The 21,685-nt window shown below is 39.3% G+C and carries 22 protein-coding genes and 1 pseudogene; 10 read left to right on the forward strand and 13 right to left on the reverse strand.

Annotated features, from left to right (window positions below; translation table 11 throughout):
- Nucleotide 1: 1 nt before the first annotated feature.
- The 3 genes from H5161_RS14895 to H5161_RS14905 form a co-directional block, all read right to left on the reverse strand.
- Nucleotides 2–415 (reverse strand): YeeE/YedE family protein, encoded by a 414-nt coding sequence (locus H5161_RS14895; RefSeq protein WP_021032090.1) that lies wholly within the window; start codon nucleotides 413–415, stop codon nucleotides 2–4.
- A 2-nt stretch (nucleotides 416–417) separates the two neighbouring features.
- On the reverse strand, nucleotides 418–1,677 hold the full coding sequence (locus tag H5161_RS14900; protein ID WP_182769572.1) for an OmpP1/FadL family transporter: 1,260 nt from the start codon (nucleotides 1,675–1,677) through the stop codon (nucleotides 418–420).
- A 379-nt stretch (nucleotides 1,678–2,056) separates the two neighbouring features.
- Entirely contained in the window at nucleotides 2,057–3,481 is a 1,425-nt protein-coding gene (locus tag H5161_RS14905; RefSeq protein WP_182769573.1) for a sugar porter family MFS transporter, read from the reverse strand.
- A gap of 372 nt (nucleotides 3,482–3,853) precedes the next feature.
- On the opposite strand from H5161_RS14905, the gene H5161_RS14910 reads away from it, so the two are divergent.
- Complete coding sequence (locus H5161_RS14910) at nucleotides 3,854–4,309, forward strand: hypothetical protein (protein ID WP_182696031.1); 456 nt, start codon at nucleotides 3,854–3,856, stop codon at nucleotides 4,307–4,309.
- 62 nt (nucleotides 4,310–4,371) lie between these two features.
- On the forward strand, nucleotides 4,372–5,115 hold the full coding sequence (locus tag H5161_RS14915) for a competence protein CoiA (protein WP_182769574.1): 744 nt from the start codon (nucleotides 4,372–4,374) through the stop codon (nucleotides 5,113–5,115).
- Between the two features lie 102 nt (nucleotides 5,116–5,217).
- On the opposite strand, the gene H5161_RS14920 is transcribed toward H5161_RS14915, so the two are convergent.
- Nucleotides 5,218–5,712, reverse strand: a complete 495-nt coding sequence (locus H5161_RS14920) for a dual specificity protein phosphatase family protein (RefSeq protein WP_182694312.1) — start codon at nucleotides 5,710–5,712, stop codon at nucleotides 5,218–5,220.
- A gap of 89 nt (nucleotides 5,713–5,801) precedes the next feature.
- On the opposite strand from H5161_RS14920, the gene H5161_RS14925 reads away from it, so the two are divergent.
- The 3 genes from H5161_RS14925 (at nucleotide 5,802) to H5161_RS14935 (ending at nucleotide 10,036) form a co-directional block, all read left to right on the forward strand.
- A complete protein-coding gene (locus tag H5161_RS14925; RefSeq protein ID WP_182769575.1) occupies nucleotides 5,802–8,003 on the forward strand; it encodes an exonuclease domain-containing protein in 2,202 nt (733 codons plus the stop codon).
- A 135-nt stretch (nucleotides 8,004–8,138) separates the two neighbouring features.
- A complete protein-coding gene (locus H5161_RS14930; RefSeq protein WP_182769576.1) occupies nucleotides 8,139–9,020 on the forward strand; it encodes a hypothetical protein in 882 nt (293 codons plus the stop codon).
- A gap of 62 nt (nucleotides 9,021–9,082) precedes the next feature.
- Nucleotides 9,083–10,036, forward strand: a complete 954-nt coding sequence (locus H5161_RS14935; protein WP_182769577.1) for a hypothetical protein — start codon at nucleotides 9,083–9,085, stop codon at nucleotides 10,034–10,036.
- Here H5161_RS14935 and H5161_RS14940 read toward each other — a convergent pair.
- Nucleotides 10,020–11,366 (reverse strand): S8 family serine peptidase, encoded by a 1,347-nt coding sequence (locus H5161_RS14940; protein WP_182769578.1) that lies wholly within the window; start codon nucleotides 11,364–11,366, stop codon nucleotides 10,020–10,022. The genes H5161_RS14935 and H5161_RS14940 overlap by 17 nt on opposite strands.
- Nucleotides 11,367–11,506: 140 nt before the next feature.
- Here H5161_RS14940 and H5161_RS14945 point away from each other — a divergent pair, with 140 nt between their 5' ends.
- From H5161_RS14945 to H5161_RS14955, 3 genes are read left to right on the forward strand one after another with little or no spacing between them, the layout of a single operon-like run.
- Nucleotides 11,507–11,998 (forward strand): RNA polymerase sigma factor, encoded by a 492-nt coding sequence (locus tag H5161_RS14945; RefSeq protein ID WP_024596777.1) that lies wholly within the window; start codon nucleotides 11,507–11,509, stop codon nucleotides 11,996–11,998.
- Nucleotides 11,995–12,735 carry an anti-sigma factor gene (locus H5161_RS14950; RefSeq protein WP_182769579.1) on the forward strand — a complete coding sequence of 247 codons (741 nt, stop codon included), beginning with the start codon at nucleotides 11,995–11,997 and terminating at the stop codon, nucleotides 12,733–12,735. Before H5161_RS14945 ends, H5161_RS14950 begins: the two co-directional genes overlap by 4 nt.
- Nucleotides 12,736–12,760: 25 nt before the next feature.
- Nucleotides 12,761–13,273 (forward strand): CC0125/CC1285 family lipoprotein, encoded by a 513-nt coding sequence (locus tag H5161_RS14955; RefSeq protein ID WP_182769580.1) that lies wholly within the window; start codon nucleotides 12,761–12,763, stop codon nucleotides 13,271–13,273.
- Between the two features lie 32 nt (nucleotides 13,274–13,305).
- Here H5161_RS14955 and H5161_RS14960 read toward each other — a convergent pair whose 3' ends face one another.
- The gene (locus H5161_RS14960; protein WP_182733824.1) at nucleotides 13,306–14,190 is read right to left on the reverse strand and encodes a DMT family transporter; all 885 of its coding nucleotides are present in this window, start codon (nucleotides 14,188–14,190) and stop codon (nucleotides 13,306–13,308) included.
- Between the two features lie 102 nt (nucleotides 14,191–14,292).
- Between H5161_RS14960 and H5161_RS14965 the strand changes: the two genes are divergently transcribed.
- Nucleotides 14,293–14,430, forward strand: coding sequence for a hypothetical protein (locus tag H5161_RS14965; RefSeq protein WP_002958262.1), 138 nt, complete (start codon nucleotides 14,293–14,295; stop codon nucleotides 14,428–14,430).
- A gap of 136 nt (nucleotides 14,431–14,566) precedes the next feature.
- A pseudogene (locus tag H5161_RS14970) lies at nucleotides 14,567–14,980 on the forward strand (sel1 repeat family protein); the annotation flags it as partial.
- Between the two features lie 2 nt (nucleotides 14,981–14,982).
- On the opposite strand, the gene H5161_RS14975 reads toward H5161_RS14970, so the two are convergent.
- The 7 genes from H5161_RS14975 to H5161_RS15005 all read right to left on the reverse strand — a co-directional run bounded on the left by H5161_RS14975 (nucleotide 14,983) and on the right by H5161_RS15005 (nucleotide 21,638).
- The gene (locus H5161_RS14975) at nucleotides 14,983–15,135 is read right to left on the reverse strand and encodes a DUF2496 domain-containing protein (RefSeq protein ID WP_182769581.1); all 153 of its coding nucleotides are present in this window, start codon (nucleotides 15,133–15,135) and stop codon (nucleotides 14,983–14,985) included.
- Complete coding sequence (locus H5161_RS14980) at nucleotides 15,119–15,400, reverse strand: late competence development ComFB family protein (RefSeq protein WP_182769582.1); 282 nt, start codon at nucleotides 15,398–15,400, stop codon at nucleotides 15,119–15,121. The genes H5161_RS14975 and H5161_RS14980 overlap by 17 nt, the downstream gene beginning before the upstream one ends.
- A 51-nt stretch (nucleotides 15,401–15,451) precedes the next feature.
- Nucleotides 15,452–16,345 (reverse strand): histone deacetylase, encoded by an 894-nt coding sequence (locus tag H5161_RS14985; protein WP_182769583.1) that lies wholly within the window; start codon nucleotides 16,343–16,345, stop codon nucleotides 15,452–15,454.
- 13 nt (nucleotides 16,346–16,358) lie between these two features.
- A complete protein-coding gene (locus H5161_RS14990) occupies nucleotides 16,359–16,967 on the reverse strand; it encodes a primosomal replication protein (RefSeq protein WP_002958255.1) in 609 nt (202 codons plus the stop codon).
- A 1-nt stretch (nucleotide 16,968) separates the two neighbouring features.
- Entirely contained in the window at nucleotides 16,969–17,745 is a 777-nt protein-coding gene (locus tag H5161_RS14995; protein ID WP_002958254.1) for a TSUP family transporter, read from the reverse strand.
- Nucleotides 17,745–19,820: an ATP-dependent DNA helicase DinG gene (gene dinG, locus H5161_RS15000; protein ID WP_182769584.1), complete on the reverse strand. Its 2,076-nt coding sequence runs from the start codon at nucleotides 19,818–19,820 to the stop codon at nucleotides 17,745–17,747. The genes H5161_RS14995 and dinG overlap by 1 nt, the downstream gene beginning before the upstream one ends.
- 84 nt (nucleotides 19,821–19,904) lie before the next feature.
- Nucleotides 19,905–21,638, reverse strand: coding sequence for a tetratricopeptide repeat-containing sulfotransferase family protein (locus H5161_RS15005; protein ID WP_182712601.1), 1,734 nt, complete (start codon nucleotides 21,636–21,638; stop codon nucleotides 19,905–19,907).
- Nucleotides 21,639–21,685: the final 47 nt, after the last annotated feature.

The following is a 21,685-nucleotide window of genomic DNA, read 5'->3' on the forward strand; positions in this document are numbered from 1 at the left end:
TTTATCCTACAAGGTTTGCTGTAATGAAGGCGACAAGCATAAATGTGCATGTTGCAACCCAAGAGCGAGTAGAAAAGCGCGACATGCCGCACACACCATGGCCACTTGTGCACCCATTAGCTAACGTTGTACCAGCGCCAACTAAAAGCCCTGCAACAACAATAAGCCAAGGCGGTAATTGCAATTCGCCTTCTAATAAAGAAGGCGCAAATACCCTTACAGCCACTCCTGCCAACAACAACCCTAAAATAAAGTATAACTGCCAACGAGAGTCTGAATTTGCTTTAGCGAATACAGACTTAACAATGCCTGATATGCCCGCAATTTTTCCGTATAAAACCAGTAATAACGTACACGCTATACCTATTAATGCCCCGCCTATTGCAGCCGATACTGGGGTGAATTCTGTTATCATTTTTAAATTTCCCAAACAATAGAAACGCCTAAACCGGTTTGTTTCATTTCGATTGATAATTGTTGATTAGGCGCTAAGTAGTTAGCACCCGTTACTTTTTTTGCTGGCGAATAAAAAGCCATAGCGTTTAATTGTACCTTGTTGGTAAAAGAATGGCTAAAGCCAGTAGTAAAATGCCACTCTTGAACGCCCGGGGCTAAAATATTAAGCAAAACGTTTGATGAAGGAATAGGTTGCTCGGTATAAGATACCCCAAAACGAATTTTTTGTTGCGATGTACGTTGCCACTGATAGCCAAGCTTATAAATAGTCATATCGTTCCAGCCAAACCCAGCGCCGGCGTTAGCCCCTAAAGGTGCTGACACCAAGTTACTGATTGGATTTGCAATACTTTTTACTTCGCTGTAATTTATTTTTTGCCAATCAAATACAACCTGATTACTTGGGGTAAGCTTGTAGGCTGCGCCAAGTTGAAACGAACTTGGTAGATCAAATCCGCCTTGCTCTGCAAACAAACCTTTATAGCTATCAAACTCTTGCATAGACACAGATGAGCGGTAACTTGCCCCCCAGCTTAATGACGAATTTATATCTTGGCTAATACCTAGTTGAATGCCTAAGCCTGTGCTTGTATCGGTGCCATTATTTGTAAGCGCTTGGGGTGATTGCGAAAAAGGAGCAAAGTTTCCAAGCCCTTGCGCTTCAAACTGTTGCACCACGTAAATAGGGGATACACCAAGGCGTGTTTGTTCATTCAACTCATAGCTTACTGTTGGGCTAATAAAGAGTTGTTTTAAATCAACGCCTGCCGTACCAGCGTAAAAAGTCCCCTCAGGAGAGGATTCTGCGCCGTACTCGGTATTCATACCGCCGTTGCCATAAACTAATAAGCCAATATTTACTTTTTCATTTAATTGATGGCCAATAGCAAACTCTGGAATTGCAAATACGGTGTTGTCGCTTTTTTGTGTTTTTGCTTCAAGATAAAATGCGCCAGGGTAAAAAGTATCTACTTTTGATGCAGTATATTTTCGTTCAGGTGAAAAAAGCTCTAAGCCCAGTGATAGCTCTGTTCCGTTAGGTAAAAAGGTTGCTGGATTATTAGCGCCAGACATTAACTCTTCTGACAGCGCTACACCTGCGCCAGCCATGCCTTTGTGGGTCATGCCATAGCCGTGAGTAAAATAACCATTAGTAGCAAATGCACTGAACGAACCTAACGCACACGTTAAAGCTAAGCCTGAAACTAACTGTTTTTTCATTTTAGTAAATACATAAAGTTGGAATGGGCGGACAATAGCTAATTTTTGATATTCTAAAAAGGAATTTAAATAGATTAGTTATAATAAAAGGTAATACGGCAATGGCTATAAAGTTAAAATAAATGAGCGTAGATTGCTATTCAGCCTTAACTTAAGTTAAAAGGTTCGCTAACGTATTGAGCTATAGTGATATTTAAGTATGCAATCGGTAGCTATAAACTTTGGTAGTAAAAGCTTGCTGGTAAAAGGAGCGTTTACGTATTAACAGCAGTTTAAAATATATTTATTAATTAACGTTTAGCTCATCCAAACAATCACTCTTAAATAACGCCATTGTATGTAAAAGCAAAGCGGCGATTAATATCACCGCTTTTAAAAATCACATAGATTCGAGCGTTTTACCGCGTGTTTCTTTTATGTATTTAACAACAAAAAATATGCTTATAAGTGCCGATAACGCATAAAAGCCATAAGCACCGGCAAGGCCAATGTTAGCCAGCATAATAGGGAAGGTCATGGTAATGGCAAAGTTAGCAATCCATTGTGCGCTAGCTGCAACAGCAAGGGCTGCACCACGAATACGATTATTAAACATTTCGCCTAATAATACCCATACAACAGGGCCCCAACTTAAGCCAAAAAATACCACAAATAAGTTAGCCATAATCAGTGCAAACGTACCCATGTTATCGCTAAGGGCAAGTTTGCCTGCTTCATCAAGGCCTGCACTACCAAATATATAAGTAAGCGCGCTTAAGCTAATAAACATACCAATACTGCCTACTAAGAGCAGTGGTTTACGGCCAATTTTGTCAACTAGGGCAATGGCAATAAAGGTTGATACAATATTAGTAGTACCTGCGAGTACATTTATAAATAGCGATTGCGACTCGTCAAACCCAGCGGCCTGCCAAAGCTCAGAGCCGTAATAAAACACCACGTTAATACCCACAAATTGCTGAAATACACTCAGCGCAACACCCACCCAAACAATTGGGTGTACTTTTTTACTGTTATCAATAAATAAATCGCGAATACTTGGCTTTGTGTCGCTATGCAATGAGCGTTTTACATCGCTTATTTGTTTATCTGCATTGTCGTTCGATATTTTACTAAATACTGCTTTAGCATCGTCTACTTTACCTTGCGCCACTAAATAACGAGGCGACTCCGGAATAAACAAAACACCCACTAAAAACAACACAGCAGGCACAAGCTCAGCCCAAAACATCCAGCGCCAAGCGGCTATATCAAGCATTAAAATATTTTGCGCGCTGCCTGCTGCATCAGCAATTAAGTAGTTACTTAAAAAAGCAGCAAATAAACCCAATACAATAGCGAGTTGTTGTAATGTAGCCAAACGACCACGTAGTGCTGGTGGCGCAACTTCTGCAATGTAAGCTGGCGCTAATACCGATGCCGCACCAATACCTAAACCACCAAATAAACGGTAAAAAATAAACTCCGCAGAGCTTTCGCTAATGCCCGACCCAAATGCACTAATGGCAAAAATAATCGCGGTGATGATCATAATTGCACGGCGACCAAACTTATCAGCCAGCGGCCCCGCAGCAAGCGCACCTAGGGCGCACCCTAATAACACAGACGCTACATTAAAGCCCGTAGCTACACTGCTAGAATTAAATGCATTACCGAGTGCCGACACTGTGCCGTTAATAACGCCCGAGTCAAAACCAAATAAAAAGCCACCAATAGCAGCCACAGCCGATATAAATATTACGTAAAAAAGAGAGGTGTGTTCAACTGTGTTGGCTGAGTGGGAAGGCGGTGTGTGCGTTGTCATTATATGCCCTGAAAGTTAATTTAAATTTAAAAGAGCATGATATCGTAAAGCGCTATGGCTGAATACGCTTGTGCGGGTGTAAATTGAGCCATTTTTAAAGGCTTTAAAATTAAGTAACCGCCTTTTTTGAATAACACCGATTGATTTTCAAAAAAATAATATGTTTTGTATGGGGAGTATTTGTTGGACCAATATTACTGTTCTCACCCATTTGGGTGTGTTTTTGCAATTGCGTAGCCTGTTCTGAAGTTAGGTAATTGTTTACAAGTGATTATTTGGTGGTTAAGGTTAATAGATTATAAAATAGGGACATTTGTCGATTTATAAAACGACAAATGTCGTCGATTAAATTGTCATATTTATAGAGATACCATGTCTGTAATTCGTAGCTCAGTTTTTCAAATCATTTTTAAATCAATTTTTTTACTATCATTTAACTGTATCGGATTCTTTGCAATATATGCTGGCGCTATTTTATTCCTTAGCGAGAGCAATACTTCGTTATCGCCAAATGAACAACTTTTGGCGTTAATTCTCGCTTTGGTTACAACATCTATTTTTGCTTGGTGGATGGTACTCAGCTTTCGGCAATATGAAATCAAAATAGACAGTGAAGTAATCCTACTTAAAGGATTATCTGGCTGGAAAAAAATTGACAAAACTTTTCCACTCTCCGATCTTGATGGTGCAGAATTAGGAACGGATTTAGCTCTATTTAAGGGGGAAAAATTGGTGGCGAAACTTTCAATGGTTTCTATAGCATTTGACAATCATTCGCTAAATAAAAGTATTACAAAAACTTTACCCGCTCCTGAATTGGTTAAATAAATATAACAAGCCAATCCAGCAGCGGCTGATTGAGGCATTATACAACCGAGTGTTATGTACTTATGAAATTTTCATTAGTTGACGGATTTAAGCAAGCTCCTCTGCCTAAGATGAAAGGAGTTTGTATATATTGTGGTAGCCCAACCGTAGCAAAGTGTGGTTCAAAAATTAGATGGCATTGGGCGCACAAGGTAAAATGTAGTTGTGATCCTTGGTGGGATAATGAATCCCAATGGCATCGAGATTGGAAAAATCATTGGGAAGATCATAATCAAGAAATAGTATACTTTGATAAAAGTGGTGAAAAGCATATTGCAGATGTTGTTAATGAGCAGAATATTGTAATTGAATTTCAAAACTCCCCAATGTCTGAAGCTGAGTTGAAATCAAGAGAGGATTTCTACGGAGATATGATTTGGGTAATAAATAGTCGTAATCTAGCGAAAAACATAAAATTAAGTGCGATGCTTCCTGATCCTCTGCATGAATCAATGGAAGATATATCTATTCATTCAAGTAATCATAAAACTCATTTCGTTTATTCTTTTATTTCTGAGTATCGAGGTCCGAATGAGTTAGTAGAAATACATAGCTCAGATAAAATAGATGGAATAATTAAATCCACGCATGTAGGACACTTCCTCTTTGAGTGGAAAAGGCCTAGATATGTTTGGTTTAAAGCAACAAAACCAGTTTATTTGGACTTTGGACAAGGTGTCATCTGGCAATTAATGCGTTTTAACAATTATAGTAGTTTCTGTATTAAGGCATGTATTAAAAATGATTTCTTGGCAAAGTTTAAATGAGTTGCATAACAAGTGATCAATCTTATCAGTGCTAATTCATTACAGGCTATAAATAGAATTATTGGCACTATTTATAGTGCTAAATCCTCCCCAATTTCTGTCTTACACCTCAAAATTCTCAAAGTACTCTTTTTGCAATTCTATAGTGAGTGCTTTAGGGCGAATGCCTTGTACTAGGCTGTATACTTCTTCTTTTGTGTAACCTGCCGAATTTAAAATAAGCGCAGCGACCAACCCTGTGCGGCCAGTGCCGCCTTTACAATGTATGGCAATGGTTTGTTTGTGTTGTATGGCCTGTAATATGTCGGTTTTGTGGGTGTTCCAGCTTGATGTAAAAGGCTGTTTGGGTGCTTCGTCGTCATTTATTGGTAAATGAAACCAGGTTATATCGTGCTTACTGCACTCACTATTAATTGTTTGTACGTTGTTTTTTTCAAGTTCTTTTTGCGGCATAAGTGAAAGCAGCATGTGAGTGCCAGCCGCCTTTAATGTGGTGATTGAATCCGCTAGGTTTTGCGTTTTTGTGCCAGGGCAGGGCGTAAAAATAATATTTGCGCCGTTATTAAGTGATAAAACATTGTATGGGTGCGCGCTCATGGTAAGTCCTTTATTTTTAATAAATTTGCTTTAATACGCTCACTATAGCGTGTTTTAGTTACAAGTTTAAGATTGAATAATAAGCACAAATGCTAGATACTGTTTTTATATACAGTTATGGCGATATTATGAAAAAAGAATTACCAGCAAAATACTATTTAGCGCATTTTAGAGAGCTTATTGAGTTTGTAACTAGTAAATGTATGCATTTACTTGAGCCCAAACACAGCGAATTTATTAGTAAAATTAACCAGCTAGATGAGCAAAGCCAATGCATGTTGGCGCGTGTGTACTCGCGAAAGCCTTATTTAGTGCAGGCGCAATCGCTTAATTATGAAGAAATAACCTCGCCGCATCAGGCTATTTATACGCTAAAAAAAGCCGGTATTTTATTTGAGCCAAACGAGCAGCATTATTCGCAGCTTTTAGCGCACTTAACTAAGCCTTCTTTGGTTGAGTTGCTAAGTAATTACAGTGAGCAAATAAGTTTTAAAAAGAGTGCCGCTAAAGGCGCGCTGGTGGATATTGCGCGTGAGTTTTTTAAAGCACGCCCACAAGAGCTTGCGCCACTTTATAGCCAGTATGTAATTAATAACCGCAGTGATTACTACGAGTATTTTGAGTTTTTATTTGCAGGCAAACTAAGCAGTGGTGATGTGAATCATCAAAACCGTTTTGTAATGCGAGATTTAGGCTTAACCGCTACGCGCGAAGGACACAGCGAGAGTTTGTCACGTTTTGAAACACTTGACGAAGCGCAATCAAACTATTTATTAAACCGTTACCGGTTAGCATTTAAAAATATTACAGATGAGAGCGATTACGTCGCTTTAGCGTCGCAGGTCTTAGTGCAAGCTGCACATGGTGCAATTGCCGTTGTATTAAAAAACAAACTATTAGTTAGGCTTTATAGGCAGCTAAAAACAGTTGATAGCGAACTTGCTTTTAGTTTACTTGAAGGGTGCGTGGATGATAGCGAAGCACAAGAAATTCAAATAAGAGAGCAATACAGGCTTGGCAATAAAGAGTGGGTAAAAGCTCGATTAGAAGCCATTATCGAAAACCCACTTACTGATGATTTACTTTATTTTGCTGACGATTTTTTAATGCGTAAGTTTAATAAAAAAACACGTTCGCGTTTAAGTGCCATGCTTGCCGACACTCAGTGCGTGCTAGAAATAGATGAACTGTACCGAGGTGAAGTAGAGCAGGGCGTAAACGATTATTATACTCGCGAAGGTATGGCTGTATTTAATACCGAAAACACGCTTTGGCAAAGTTTGTTTGGTTTAGTATTTTGGCACGAGTTATTTGTGGAGTCGCCTTATCCGCCATGCAATGAGTTTGATATTTATCCGCAAGTATTAAGGCTTGGTAATTTTTATGAAGCGCAGCAAACACAGATAAACGAGCGCTTAGCTCAGTGCCAAACGTCGCAAGCATTACTTAATTTAGTATGCAAAAATGCAGCGCAATACTTTGATCAGCCCAATGGCTTATTTAGATGGCGCAGCAATTTATTAGAGCCACTAGAAGCGCTTATTTTAAACAGCCCACTTGAGGCACTAATTGCGCACTTAGCAGCCATGAGTAAACATTATTTACAGCTAAAAGACGGTTACCCCGATTTAATGGTCATTAATAATGGCCAAGTACACTTTGAAGAGGTAAAAGCCCCAGGCGATAAGCTTAGGCGCAACCAATTAACCACCATAGATAATTTAAAAAATGTGGGCTTTACGGTACATATTGCCGCAGTTAAGTGGTTTGTAGACCCAAACCGTGTTTACAGCGTAGTTGATATAGAAACCACGGGCGGCTTAAAAGGCGGCAACCGAATTACCGAAATTGGCATTGTTAAAGTGCAGCACGGTAAAGTAATTGATACCTGGACGAGCTTAGTTAACCCCGAGCGCCATATACCTGGCTTTATTACGTCATTAACCGGTATTAGCGACAGTATGGTTTACAACGCGCCTGTATTTGCCAATATAGTTAAGCCGCTATTAGATAAACTCGCAGGCAGTATTTTTGTAGCCCATAACGTTAATTTTGACTACGGCTTTATTAAAAAAGAGTGCGAGATGGCAGGGCACTTTTTTAAAATGCCAAAAATGTGCACCGTGGTTGAATCGCGCAAAGCGTTTAAAGGCTTAAAGTCGTATTCGCTTGGTAACCTTAGTGCGCATTTTGATTTAAATTTAACCAGCCATCACCGCGCATTGGCCGACGCAACCGCCACTGCCGAGCTGTTATTGCTGATACAAAATAGTGAAACGCAAACGCCGTAGGGTATTGGCTTACCTTTAAGTATTTGAAATTTAGTTAATAAGTGATTTTATTGTAATTTTTTAATTTATTTTGGAATAAAGTGTTTTTGTAAATCGTCTTCTTTATGTCAATCCGACAAACTAGAGGACAAAACAATGACTAAATTAAATAAAATTGTAAGCGTAATGATGTTAAGCGGTGTGTGTACTTTTACAGGTGCCGTGCACGCCGCTGATATTGAAATATCCCAGTCAACGTCGGCGCAGCAACAAACATCTACATCTATTGCGCTTTCACAAAATGGTTTAACAGCCAGTGGTAACAATGACACAAACGCATCTAGCAATACACAAGTAACGGCAGATGACTCGCAAAACACAGATTCAACGGCGAATAACACGCAAACTTCAGCGCAAGAAAGCAGTGAGGCCGCAGAGCCTGCAAATTCATTAGTTGCATCTGCTAGTTCATCTTTAAATAACTCATTGAACGCATCGGCCTCGTCTTTAAATACCACAGGCATTACCACAGCCAATACAGCGCTCGATGCAACAGCGCAGCTAACCTCATCGGCGGGTAATTTAACAACCGCTGTGAGCCAGTCGTCATTACTTTCTGTTCCCTCTGAACAAGGCGCTCAGCCAGATACTACCGATACACCAGCCGATGCCTCTTTACTTTCAAATGTGGGTAGCGCAACCGATTCAGTAACACAAGCTGATGCAACTAATACGCTTAATGCGGGTGAGCTTACAAACCAATTAGCAATTACTAATACGGCTGCAAACTCAGTGAGTTCTGCACTTCAAATGGGTGATGCAATTAACACCAGTAATGAAGTAGTAAGCAGTGTTCAGCAATCTTTAATTGCCAGTGTGCAAGACAGTACGGTTAGTAGTTTACAAAGCACGGTACAGCAAAGTGTTAGCGGGCAGGTAAGTGCGGCGGTTACTGATCAAATTAATAACGATGTAGCACTTAGCACCGCAAGTGAAGTAGTAACCAACATTACTAACGATTTAGACCTAGGCCTTTAATACGCCGCGTGTTTGCACAAATGCCGAATGGGGAAACCTATTCGGCCTGTTGGAGAATAAATATGAAAGCAGTTATAACCGCCACTTTGTGTGTTTTTAGTGCCCAAGCGGTGCTTGCACAAACCAGCCAAGTTAAAACAGCTGAGCAAAATAAGCCCTTTAAAAGTAGCTTTGAGCTAAATGCTGATGCTGAAGTTGGGGTATTAAGTAACTCGGCGCTCTCTGTTCAAGAGCTTGACGATATTTCCTCGCAAAGCGACTGCGGCATAAAAACCGCAGCCGGTGTTAATGCAAAATGGCAAGTAACCAAAAGCGCTAAATTAGCCTCAAGCTATAAGTTTGAGCAACAAGACTACGATGAATTTGATCAATACGATTTAGACCTTCATCAATATGGTTTAGATGGCAGTTATAGCTTTAATAGCCATGAGGTAGGAGTTCGTTACGATGGTGCAAAAGCAAATGTAGATGGCGATACATTTTTACATTTTAATCAAGCTAGTGCTTACTATGGCCATTTTTTAAACCCGTATACGTATTTACGTATGAGCATAAAAACCAAAACTAAACGTTTTGCTAATGCAAAAGCACGTAATGCCGACGGCGTAGGTGCCGATGTAGCGCTTTATCATTTTATAAATAATGGCCAAACCATGCTAATGGCAACGCTAAGTGCTGATAAAGAAAACGCCGACGACAACCAATACGACTTTAACGGCTACGGCTTTACTACTAAAGTTACGCACAAATTTACGGCCTTTAATGTGGCTAACAAAGTAGGGGCTGGCTGGCGTTATCAAAATAAAGATTACGATGAGCAAACAACGGATGATTTTTTTGAGCAAATACCGTCGCGAGATGAGCACCGAAATGTAGTTAATGCGTTTTATAACCTAGCTGTGTTTGAGCACGTAACGCTAATAGCCGAGGCTGAATATGGCGATTATCAATCAAAGCTTAGTAGTAATACCTATACGCAATCGGTTTTATCGGCGTCAGTTAAAGTGCACTTTTAGGTGGGTAAATGGCGCCATAACCAAAGGTGGTGTCTTTGCCTTGCTCGCCTAAATCGACGACCAGCGATGTAAGCTCGTTAAGTGCTTTGGTTTTATTATTCCCATGCTTTAACAATAAACAACTTAATGCCGCGCTTACATGCGGCGCCGCCATTGACGTACCCGACTCCCTCCCAAATTTTCCATTGCCTTGGCTTGTAACAACATTTACACCAAGGGCTGCAAAGTCTATGTAATCGCCTTTATTTGACCATCTATAAATGTGGTTTTTTGAATCAATAGCACTTACCGCTATCACGCTTTTATACGCGCCTGGGTATAACGGCTGCGACGCCGGCCCTTGGTTACCCGCAGCAGCTACAATTAATACGTTTTGTTTTATTGCTGCAGTAATACTTGCTTCTAAAATTGCGTTATTTGGCCCTGTTAGGCTCATATTTATTACGGGGATTTTATTACTAACTAGCCAGTTAAGTGCCTCTACTATGGCAAATAATGTAGCCCCTTGTGCATATTCAGATTGCCTATAAAACACCTCGGCACTGTAAAGCTTGGCACTGCTTAAAAGCGGGCTGAGCATTGCTCCTTTACCTGTAATTAACCCCGCTATGGCGGTGCCGTGTAAATTTGGCGAGCTTAACCCTTTAGGTAAAAAGCTTTGCGTGGTGATATTTGCGCCTTTAAAAGCGTTGTGTTTGGTATTAATTGCGCTGTCGATCATGCCAATTTTTACGCTTTTTGTGCAGTAAGGAGCAACAGGCTTATTTGGTGTTACTTTCACGCTAGGTTCGCCTGTTTGCGCTTGGTAAATGTGGTTTCGGTCAAGTATTGCAGACTCATCTAAGTTAAGTGCTTTTAATAACTCACTTTTAGAGTTAACACCTTGGGGTACATTAAAGCGCACTAAGCTCATGTTAAGTGCGTTGTAATTTTTTACCGATACAATGGTTACATTTTGCTGCTTTAGGGTATTAAGTTGTTGGCTATTTGCCATTAATAACCATTGGCGCTCTATTGCTCTAAAGCCGTTTTCAAGCTCTACTTCAACAAATGCGGTGTTTTGGCTATTTATATTAATGTTAAGCACATTGGGTAAGCTGCTAATTGGCTCACTAATTTGCGCTTTTAGTTCATCAATCGATATTTGTGGAACAGGCACCGGAAGCGGCAGGCGCTGTGCTCGCTCTATAGTTTGTTCAATACGCTGCTCTATTGGGTTTAGCTGCCCAAGCACCTGATCGACTCTTACTATATTGGCTGAACTCGTTGCGCTAAATATACAAAGCGAAGCGGCTATTATGTGTTTAACGCGTGTGTTTATAATATTCATAGTGGGTTACTTCTATTAAATTTATCATGCTGGTTAGTTAACGTTTAACACATAGAAATATTTCATTATTTAAATTATTTTGATTATTTGGGAATAAATGCTTTTTTGAATCGTCTTCTTTATAAAAGGGGTAAAAATCAATGAACGAAACTATAAAAACCTTATTGCCCATGCTTAGGCGTTTTGCCTATTCGCTAACGGGTAGTAAAGCAGATGCAGACGATGTAGTGCAAATAACAATTGAAAAACTATTAGTAAAAGGCATTCCGGATGACGTTGAGCCTGCTAAATGGGCATTTAAAATTTGCCGTAATGTGTGGATAGACGAATACCGCTCACGCAAGGTAAGGCAAAATACGGCTCAGGCCGATATTTTACCAGAGCCAATTACAAGCAATGAACACCAAACACTCGAAAATAAACAAATGCTTAAAAATGTAAATACAGCACTTGGGCAATTACCAGAAGAGCAACGCGCCATAGTATCGCTGGTGGCAGTGCAGGGCATGGCTTATAAAGAGGTAGCACATACGCTAGATATACCTATAGGCAGTGTAATGAGTAAATTATCGCGCGCACGCAGTACACTTTATAATTTAATAAAACCCGACTTTAAAAAGGAGCAAGTATGAACATTAACGACGAAACACTTAGCGCCTTTTTAGACTCAGAACTAAGCGAGCACGAAATGGAGCAAGTGCGCAAAGCCCTTGAAACCGATGATGAGCTAGTAATGCGACTTGCAGAATTTAGCGAAGTAGACATGTTAGTAAAAGAGCACGCAACAAGTATTGACGACGCACCACTTAGTGACTCATTAGCTAAAACGGTTGTAAAGCTTGATACAGCAACGACAAAAAACACGTTAAACAGTAATGTAGTAACCTTAACGCCTTGGCAAAAGGTTAAGCAATCGGCTAATAAAAGTTTAGCAATAGCTGCAAGCGTTGCCGTGGTATTTGGTGTTGCAATGACGAGCTATTTACAACCCAATGAGTCGCAAAATTTAGTAGCCAGTAACATAGCCACAGCACTTAATACACAGCTAAGTAGTGGTGAGTATAAGCAAAGTGATGGCTCACTATTTAGTGCACAGCTTAGTTTTAAAAATCAGCAAGGTGAGCTTTGTAGGCAGTATGCACTAAGCTCAAATAATACAACGCAAACAAGCATTGCTTGTAAAACGCAAAGCGGTTGGCAAATTAAAGCGCAAACAGCCGTGCAGCAAAGTAACAGTGGCGCGCAATATCAAACGGCGTCTAATAACAGTGAGTTAGATGCTGTTATAGATAGCATGATCAGCGGCGCACCACTAGATAGAGCGCAAGAGCAGCAAGCAATTAGCGCAAAGTGGCAGTTAAACAAATAATAATGTGTATAAAACGAGGTGAACTATGAAAACATCTATTTTAATTATCAGTATTTTACTTATGGCGGGATGTGCATCTAAACCTGATTACCGCGCCGCAAATAATGGCTCACAAGGTTATAGCGAGCAAAAAATTAGCGACGATCAATACCGAGTAGAGTTTAAAAGCGTATCAAATAATGTAGCCGATGCCGGTGACTATGCATTATTGCGCGCGGCTGAGCTTACACAAGCACAAGGCTACGACTGGTTTGTTGTAACCAACAAAGAAACCTTTGTTGAGTCTAAATCGCAAGCGCCCGCGTCATCTATTAGTGCATCACAAAGCCAGCAATATGAGCGAAACTGTGGTTTATTAACCTGCGAAACTAGTGCACGCCCAACAAGCAGCGTAGGCGTACAGGTAAGTAACAATGATAAACGCAAAGAAGTGCACACCTTAATTGATATTAAAATGGGCAAAGGGATAAAACCAAGCGACAATAGTTTTAGCGCCCAAGACTTAATTGAAAACTTAAGCAAAAAGGCGAAAAAGTAAGCTTTTTTGGTAAAAGTGCTTGATATAAGCACTTAGCTTGTTTTAGCTAAGTGCTTTTTTCGTGGTAAAAATCCAGTAACCAGCATAGTGCCCACAATGACAAATAATGCGCCTAATAATGTATTTGGCCCAACTTGCTCATCTAAAATTAAATGCCCCCAAAAAATGCCAAATAGCGGAATTAAAAAAGTGACTGTTAACGCCGAGGTAGGGCCTATATCTTCGATTAATTTAAAAAATAAAATATAAGCAAGTGCGGTGCACATTACTCCTAATACGAGTACACCTAGCATAACGTTGGTGCTTGGTATTTCTCGTATTGGCATAAATAAGATAAGCGGTAATACCATAAAGCTTGAAGCCCACATTGAGCCATGGGCGTTATCGAATGGGGGCAGTTTAGGCGCGTTTTTAGTGTAATGCGATGCAATGGCATAGCAAAGTGATGCGCTTAATGCTGCTACTATGGCCAAAATTGATTGGCTATTTAACACAAAATGATTTTGCCCAACCAAAATAACTACGCCAATTAAACCCAGTAGTAAACCAATCACCATACTTTTATTGGGCTTTGTTTTTGTCCATAAAATTCCAACAACAACACCCCATATTGGTGTTGTAGAATTTAAAATTGAGAGTGTGGATGCGCTAATAGTTTGGGCTGCGTAAGCAAAAAATAAAAACGGCAGAGCAGAGTTAAACGCGCCTATTATAAAAAAGTGTTTTGTGTGCTCAGTAAACGCCAAGCGGCGTTTTAAGTACAGCGCCACAATAAAGAGGGTGAGTGCGGCAAAGCCAACTCTAAATTCTATTAACACCGCTGGGCCTAAGCTGTTAGCTGCCATTCGCATAAATAAAAATGACGCGCCCCAAATTGCAGCCAGAAAAAATAACCGAAGTAAACTTGCTAAGCTCATGATAGTATTTTAATTATACAAACAGGATTACACAATAGCAGGCTTTGCAAAGAGTGTAAGCCAGATTCGGTACTCGCATATAGAAATAATAAAGGACTAGTTATGGCTAAATGTATATCGGTTGCAGCAATTTTGGCTGTAGGTTTATTAGGTGGGTGTGGGTCGACCCCTGTTAGCCTATACAGCGACAATACAATGAAGAAAAAAGAATACAATGGTATTAATACCAATCCGCAATAATACTTAATCATTTTGCGGGGCTAAACGTGTCGCTACCTGCGTTAAAAAATTTTCATTTAGAACAACTAAATAGCGAATTTTTTGCCTAGCTATCAACAAGTTTCTCCATCCTCAAAATAGATTACTTAATTAAGCGAATTGGTATAAAGCGTATAAAAAGGGGCTGTACGAGCAAGCTTTTTATGATTTAAAAGAGCTGGCAGCACTTGGCTATAAAAGTGCACAATATACGTTGGCATTCATGTTTTTAAAAGGCCAATACTTGGAGCAATCTACTAAACTCGGAATGGGCTGGCTAGGTGTTGCAAAAGAAGCGGGGATTGAGAATTGGTCTGCGCAATACGATGCATTTTACAGTGCAGCGACTACGCAGCAAAAACAACAAATAGACGAAACAGTTGAGTTGTATATAACGCAATTTGGCGTTAAAGCACAAAATATGACCTGTCGGCGTTCAACTTCGCCTAGGCGTACATTTGGTGAAGTTAAAATTGATTGCACTAAGCACGAAGGTAGCGTTACCGAGCACGACATACAAATAATAGAATAGAGTTATGACTTTTCTAGCTTCTTTTCAAAGTCGCTTTGAACTATTTCAAGTGCTTTAAGTACTTCTTCTGGAGCAACATCGTGTTGCTCTAGTATCATAATTAAATCTACTGCAAGTTTCATATGTGTAGGGGCTTGATCAAGTGGACTTGTCATTTAACTCTTTCTTTTTTGATATTTGGCTGATGGCAACGTTTATTGCGGTTTGTACACGTTGTTCCATATGTATGCGTTCTGATTGCGGTAAATAAAACGCCATATCTACATCGTAGCGAATATATCGTGGCGGGAGCTGATTTAGTATCGTACAACAAAAGTCAGCCATTACATCTTCATCATATTTTTCATCAAGTTTAAGTTTGATAACTTCCTCGACTACAATCTTTTCGTAATAGTTGTGTATGTCTTCGTGTAATCGCATATTCCCACCGCTTTAAAATAATCAGTTTAATTGAGTCTATACTATGGCTTGCTATAAATCGATAGCGGCTTTAAATAGTTGTTTATGAACATTAATTAGTGAGCTCAAATAACGCTGATAACCTCCGCCTAGGCCGCACATTAGTGGGATTTGGTGTTGCTTACAAAAGTTGAGAGTAAAAAAGTCGCGTTTATATACGCCATCTAGTGATACTTCAAACAAGCCTAACTCGTCTTTTGTGTAAATATCAGCACCTGCATTATACAAAATAATATCGGGGTTATGAATACGCACGCAAAAATCGAGTGCTTGCTCTAATGTAGCAAGGTACTCAGCGTCGGTTGTTTTAGCGGGCAATGCAAAATCGTAGGTGGACTCTTGCTTCTTACGAGGAAAATTTTGTTCACAATGAATTGAGCAGGTAATAATTTGGTCATGGTTTTGAGTGATTTGTGCTGTGCCATCGCCTTGGTGTACGTCGCAATCAAAAATTAAAACAGTGTCGGCTTGCTCTGTATTTATTAAATGTGCTGCTGCAATAGCTAGATCGTTAAAAATACAAAAACCGCTGCCGTAATCACTGTATGCATGATGATAGCCACCACTTAAATTAGCCGAAAAACCATGTTTTAGCGCGTGTTCACTACTTTGGATACTTGCCCCAACTGATAGTAATGTGCGCTCTACCAATTCATTTGAATAAGGAAAGCCCATTTTTTTTATGGCTTTATTGCCAAGAGTCCCATTTAAAAAGTCATCTATATAACGTTGGCTATGACATAGCGAAAGTTGAGATTTGGTTGCTTTTTTAGGCTCTTGAAAGTGAATAGCCGAAACACCTAGGTTTTCTATTTCTGTTTTAAGTAACTTATACTTTTGAATAGGGAATCGATGACGTTCTGGGAGTATAAGGTCTGAATACAATGGATGATAATAAAGCTGCATAGTAAAGTGCGCCTTAACGCAGCTGCTGTTTTTCTACTTGTTGAATTTTATCTTCGGTGGCAGAAATTGCTTTTCTGCAGCGGCCTAATCGAGCGTGTGTGCTTAATATTTCAAGGTTAAGCTTTTGTGCTTTAGCAGGCGAGGCTTTATCCATTTGCATTTTTCGCTCTTCAATCATGAGCACTAAACGGCGTTCAAACTCATGGTTTTGTTTTAATTCGTCGTAAAGCTCATGGGATGATTGCATTATTTTTTGCACAGCTTGCTTATAAACGGTTTGCTTAGGGCGTGGTTTATAATGGCTTTTGTTTTCTTTAACCCAAATAGGCGTTGATTTAATAACATTGAATACAGCTTGTATTTGAGCTGCAATACGTTCAAGCGCGTAGGTATAAGCATGGCGATGCTCGCTTGGCGGTAACCTTGAAACTTCGTCTTCTATTTCTATTACGTAATCGACTAGGTTCATGCTTTTGGTACTAAAAACTGCGCGGTCAAACAAGCTAGGTTGTGCTTGCATGTAACGATTTTTAGAAAAAAGTTTAGCTTTATCAAATTGCTCAGCTTGTTGTTTTAGCGTTGCAACTTGTTGGCGTAGTTTATCTAAAGCCATTGAATGCATATTAAAAGTAAGCCTCGTAAATTAGTTTTAATGCTAAAAGTATAACCATAGTATTAAATACTGGGCGAATAAATTTGCTACCAAAACGTATTGCTGAATGCGCCCCAAACCATGCGCCTAGCATAATAAAAAAGCCCATTGTTATGCCAAGTAAAAAGTTTACATGGCCGAGTGCAACAAAGGTAATTAAAGATATAAAGTTAGACACAAAATTCATTGAACGCGCTAAACCACAGTTGAGTAGCAGGTTCATTTTGTAAAGCATGCCATTAGAAGCAGTCCAAAATGTACCCGTACCTGGGCCTGCTAAACCATCAAAAAAGCCTAATGCTAAACCTTGTAGCCATTGTTTTATTTTCATCGCTTTGTTTAGTTTAGGAAGTTCATCGCCTTCGGTGGTGCTTAAATTACCAAATAAGCTATAGCCAGCAACTAAAATAATAATAATGGGGAGTAGTTTGTTTAAAAAATCGATACTTAAATGATCAACAATAACAGTACCTATCAATGCACCTATTGCGGTAGCAATAATGGAGGCTGCCCAAAACTTAGGACTAAATAAGTTTTTTTTATAGTATGTATAGCTTGCCGTTAACGAGCCAAAGCTAGCCGCTAATTTATTGGTGCCTAATGTTAAATGTGGAGGTAAGCCAGCAGTTAATAAAGCGGGTACAGTTAACATGCCACCGCCACCGGCGATAGCGTCTATAAAACCTGCGGCAAGTGCAACAGCACATAAAACAGCCCAGGTTGTTGGATCGAGTGCGAGTTCAAACATTAATAATCTATTTGTCTTTTAAAAGGTGGTAGGGTGTCGAGCATGGCTTTACCGTATCGCTTAGTAACTAAGCGTCTATCGAGAATAGTAATACAGCCTTCATCACTCTCTTTTCGCAGCAGTCTACCACAGCTTTGTACCAATTTCTTTGCGGCATCTGGCACGGTAATCGTTAAAAACGGGTTACCACCTTTGCTTTGTACAAATTCTGCTTGCGCTTCTTCTATTGGCGAAGTAGGTACAGCAAACGGAATTTTAGTAATTATTAGGTTCTCTAAATATTTACCTGGTAAATCAAGACCTTCCGAAAGGCTCTGGGTTCCAAATAAAATACTGCCTTTGCCTTCGTCTACATTTTTAGTGTGTAATTTAAGCAATGCTTCTCGCGACATCTCACCTTGTACTAATAAGTTAAAACCTTTTGTTCTAAGAAACTTTGTTACGTGGTCCATTTGCCAGTAAGAAGCGAATAGTACAAGGTTCGCTTTTTTATCATTTAGGTACTCTGGTAAAGTTTTAGCTAGGTGATCACTAAAGTCTTTATCGGTAGGTTCTACTTTAGATACCGGAATACGTAAAGTGGCTTGTTTTGGGTAATCAAAAGGAGAAGGTACTTTAATAAATTTAACGCCTTCTTCTTTAGCAAGCCCTGTTTCGTAAGCAAAGTGATCAAACGAGCCCAGTGCACTTAATGTAGCTGAGCATAAAACAGCGCCCGCGCATTCTCGCCATAATTTATCTTTTAAGTAATAACCGACCTCGATAGGGCAGTCGCTTAATAAGTGATCGTTATGGCTTTTGTATTCAAGACGTTTTATCCACCGTGCATGGGGAGCACCTTCGCCTTTTTTTGCGTAACTAAACCATAGTTTGTTTAGTTGCTCTAAGCGGTTTATGTATTGACCGCTTTCGCCTAGTATTGGGTCGGCAACGTAAGGTTTTATGTCGCCGTCGCTTACATCTTGGGTAAGGGTGTCGTGCATTTTGTTTAAACAGCGCAGCGCATCTTGCGTGGCTTCGCTTATGTCTTTTGCTTTACTGTGCAGCGATTGTGGAATTTCACCGTGCTCAAAGCGATAAGTATCGTCTTTCGAATATTCAAAGTCAGCATTATCGAGAATATCGCGAACTACTTTTAAATCTTTATTCGCGTCATTAATACTGTCGCAAAGTTTAAAGTTTTGGCCAATGGCTCTTTGCCCCACTAAAACCTTTGCCATTTTTCCGCTAAACTTGGTGAGCTTATCAAGCCATTCTATTGTACCTTTAATTGTTGCTGCGGCCGATGAAAAGTCGCGTGTTATATGTGCTAAATGATGCGCTTCATCAATTACATAAATGGTGTTGTCGGGCTCGGGTAAAATTTTACCGCCGCCTAAGTCTAAATCAGCTAGTAATAAAGAGTGATTAATTACCAGCACATCCATTTGCATTAATTGATTACGAGCAAGCTGAAACGGACACGTTTGATGGGCCTTCATTTGGCGTTGGCATGAATGTTTATCGCACGCTATTAAGTTCCATACTCTGTCGGGTACGGTATCGGCCCAACTGTCTCTATCGCCTTGCCATTTTTTATTCACATAGGCGTTATATAGCTCATTTAAACACTTGGTTTCCATTGCGCTCAATGGTGAAGTAAGTGTTGGCATAAAGTCCATTTGTGTTTGGCTATCGCCGTTTACAGCATTATGTAATTTGTGAGCGCAAATATAACGATGGCGACCTTTTACCAAATCAAATTTAAAGTCGAGGCCTGAATGCTTTTTAAAAAATGGGAGCTCTTTTGCTATTAATTGTTCTTGCAGTGCAACGGTTGCGGTAGAAATAACTAGCTTCTTTTTTTGCGCTAAGGCAAGAGGCAACGCGCCTAAACAATAGGCAAGAGACTTACCGGTACCGGTGCCTGCTTCAATTACGCAAATGCGCTGCTTTTTATGGTATTCGCCAGCAAGTGTTTTTGCTATTTCGGCTACAAGATAATTTTGACTGCTACGAGGGCGATAATCTTTTAGGTTACTAGCCACATGCTGGTGTACTTGCCTAATTGTTTTTTTTAGTGAGTCAGAAAGCATGGGATGATTTACCTAAAGTATGTATATAATTACAGTGCTATGGATTTTAGAGTTATAAGAGTGTAACTACAAGCAGCTTGTTTACTAATTTAGCCTATTAAGCAGTGGCGTTAGATGATTTGCATATTTTTTCCAGTCAGTCAGCGCTTCTTTGTAAATTGGCTTACGTACTTGTTCTGAACTGGGAGTTAAAACAGGGCGTTGGTTATTATAAAACTCATAACACGCTTGCTCTACTACTAAATTGCAATGTTCAAATAAATCATTAACCGTTTCAGTGAAGTTGTTTATTAAGCTTTCATAATTAATTGTATATATTTCGTCAGGATATACGCTATGCCAATGTGTCATCAGCTTATAATATTCATTCATGTAGTGAGCTAAATCTTCCTGATCGTAGCTATAACTATGGCCTTGTGAAAATGAGTGCTTATAAAGGCTCCATGCAGTCGCTTTTTTATCTCGTTGTACATCGATTATTTTTGCATTAGGGAATAAAGTTTTGATAAGAGCAATATGTTGAAAGTTGACTGGTTGTTTATCAATAAAGTAAGGCTTGTTATTGCGAAAAGGTTCAATGAATTTTAAGTAGCGTTTGGCTAATGTTGCCAAGTGCTCTTGAGTCAAACTATTTAGCTTATAAGGTACGTTGCTTTTTATCTGAAGGTTTTCTAACTCTACTGCAATAGAATTGATTTCTGATAATTCATAGCTAGCGTCAACATGGCTATGCGATGCCAGTATTTGCTCAATAAGTGTAGAGCCACTTCTAGGCAAGCTTACAATAAATATCAGCTGGACTTCATTTTCGGTTGAGGAATGTACTGTATTGGCTACTTTTTTGGTTAGGTATTTTTTACAGCGCTCATTAAAGTCATTAGTAATGTAAGGGGTAAGTGACTTTTGTAAATCGTTACTTATTCTTAGCTGCAAAAAGGCATCTTCGTATCTGCTATGTTGTTCATATGCTTTAGCTAAAGCAAAGTGAAGTTGTGCTCTATTTAATTTATTTGAGTCTATTGTTATCTGCTGTTCTAAATTAGCTATATTGAGCTGAGTGAAAGTATATGTTTTTAAGTTTGCTAAGTTCCAATAGGCTTCGCCGATATGGGGAGCTAGTTTTATTGTTTTGCAATAGTACGCAATAGCACTTTGGTTATTGCCAATTATCTTTTCTATGTTTCCAAGTCTTAAATTGCAATATGCGGGGTAATAATTTTTATTTAACAAAGATTGGTAATTTAGAGATGCATTTTTGAAGTCCATCATTTTTACATAGGCAGCAGCGAGTAGACTTTGGGATTGTGGTAGTAAAGTAACTAATTTGGTCGACCTATTATAAAAAGAGATTAGCTCTAAATATTGCTTTGTATTAAATAATGCTTCAATGTGCGCATCATAAGCGGCTGATTTTGTGCTATTTATATTTATATTATGAGAAGTAATAGCCAAATACGTTTTTAAGTCGTTTGCCTGAAAAGCTATTTTACTTAATAACACTAAAACACGGTATTCATTCGCTACAAGCTTGAGCAACTCATGGGCAATGTTTTCTGCTGGTTTTAATTCTTTGTTTAATAGATGCTGATTCGCTTTATCTAAACGTTGGTTAAACCAAGCAATCATCTCATATTGTTTAATGGCTTGTTGGTATTGCTCTTGCTCTTTTAACTGTCGATGTACTTGGGCTAATACTTGCCAAGCTTGATGGTGCTCTGGTGCAGTTTGAATTAAAGATAATATTATTTTTTTGGCTTGTTGAAGCTTGTTTTGTTGAAGGAGATTATTAGCGTGTTGGATAATTTCAGAAGGGCTCATTGAATGCTCATATTATTTTTTCTTAAGACTAACTTAGAAAGAAATAA

Origin of the sequence: Pseudoalteromonas sp. SG43-5 (genome assembly GCF_014164345.1) — a bacterium.
Taxonomy (GTDB): Bacteria; Pseudomonadota; Gammaproteobacteria; order Enterobacterales; family Alteromonadaceae; genus Pseudoalteromonas; species Pseudoalteromonas distincta.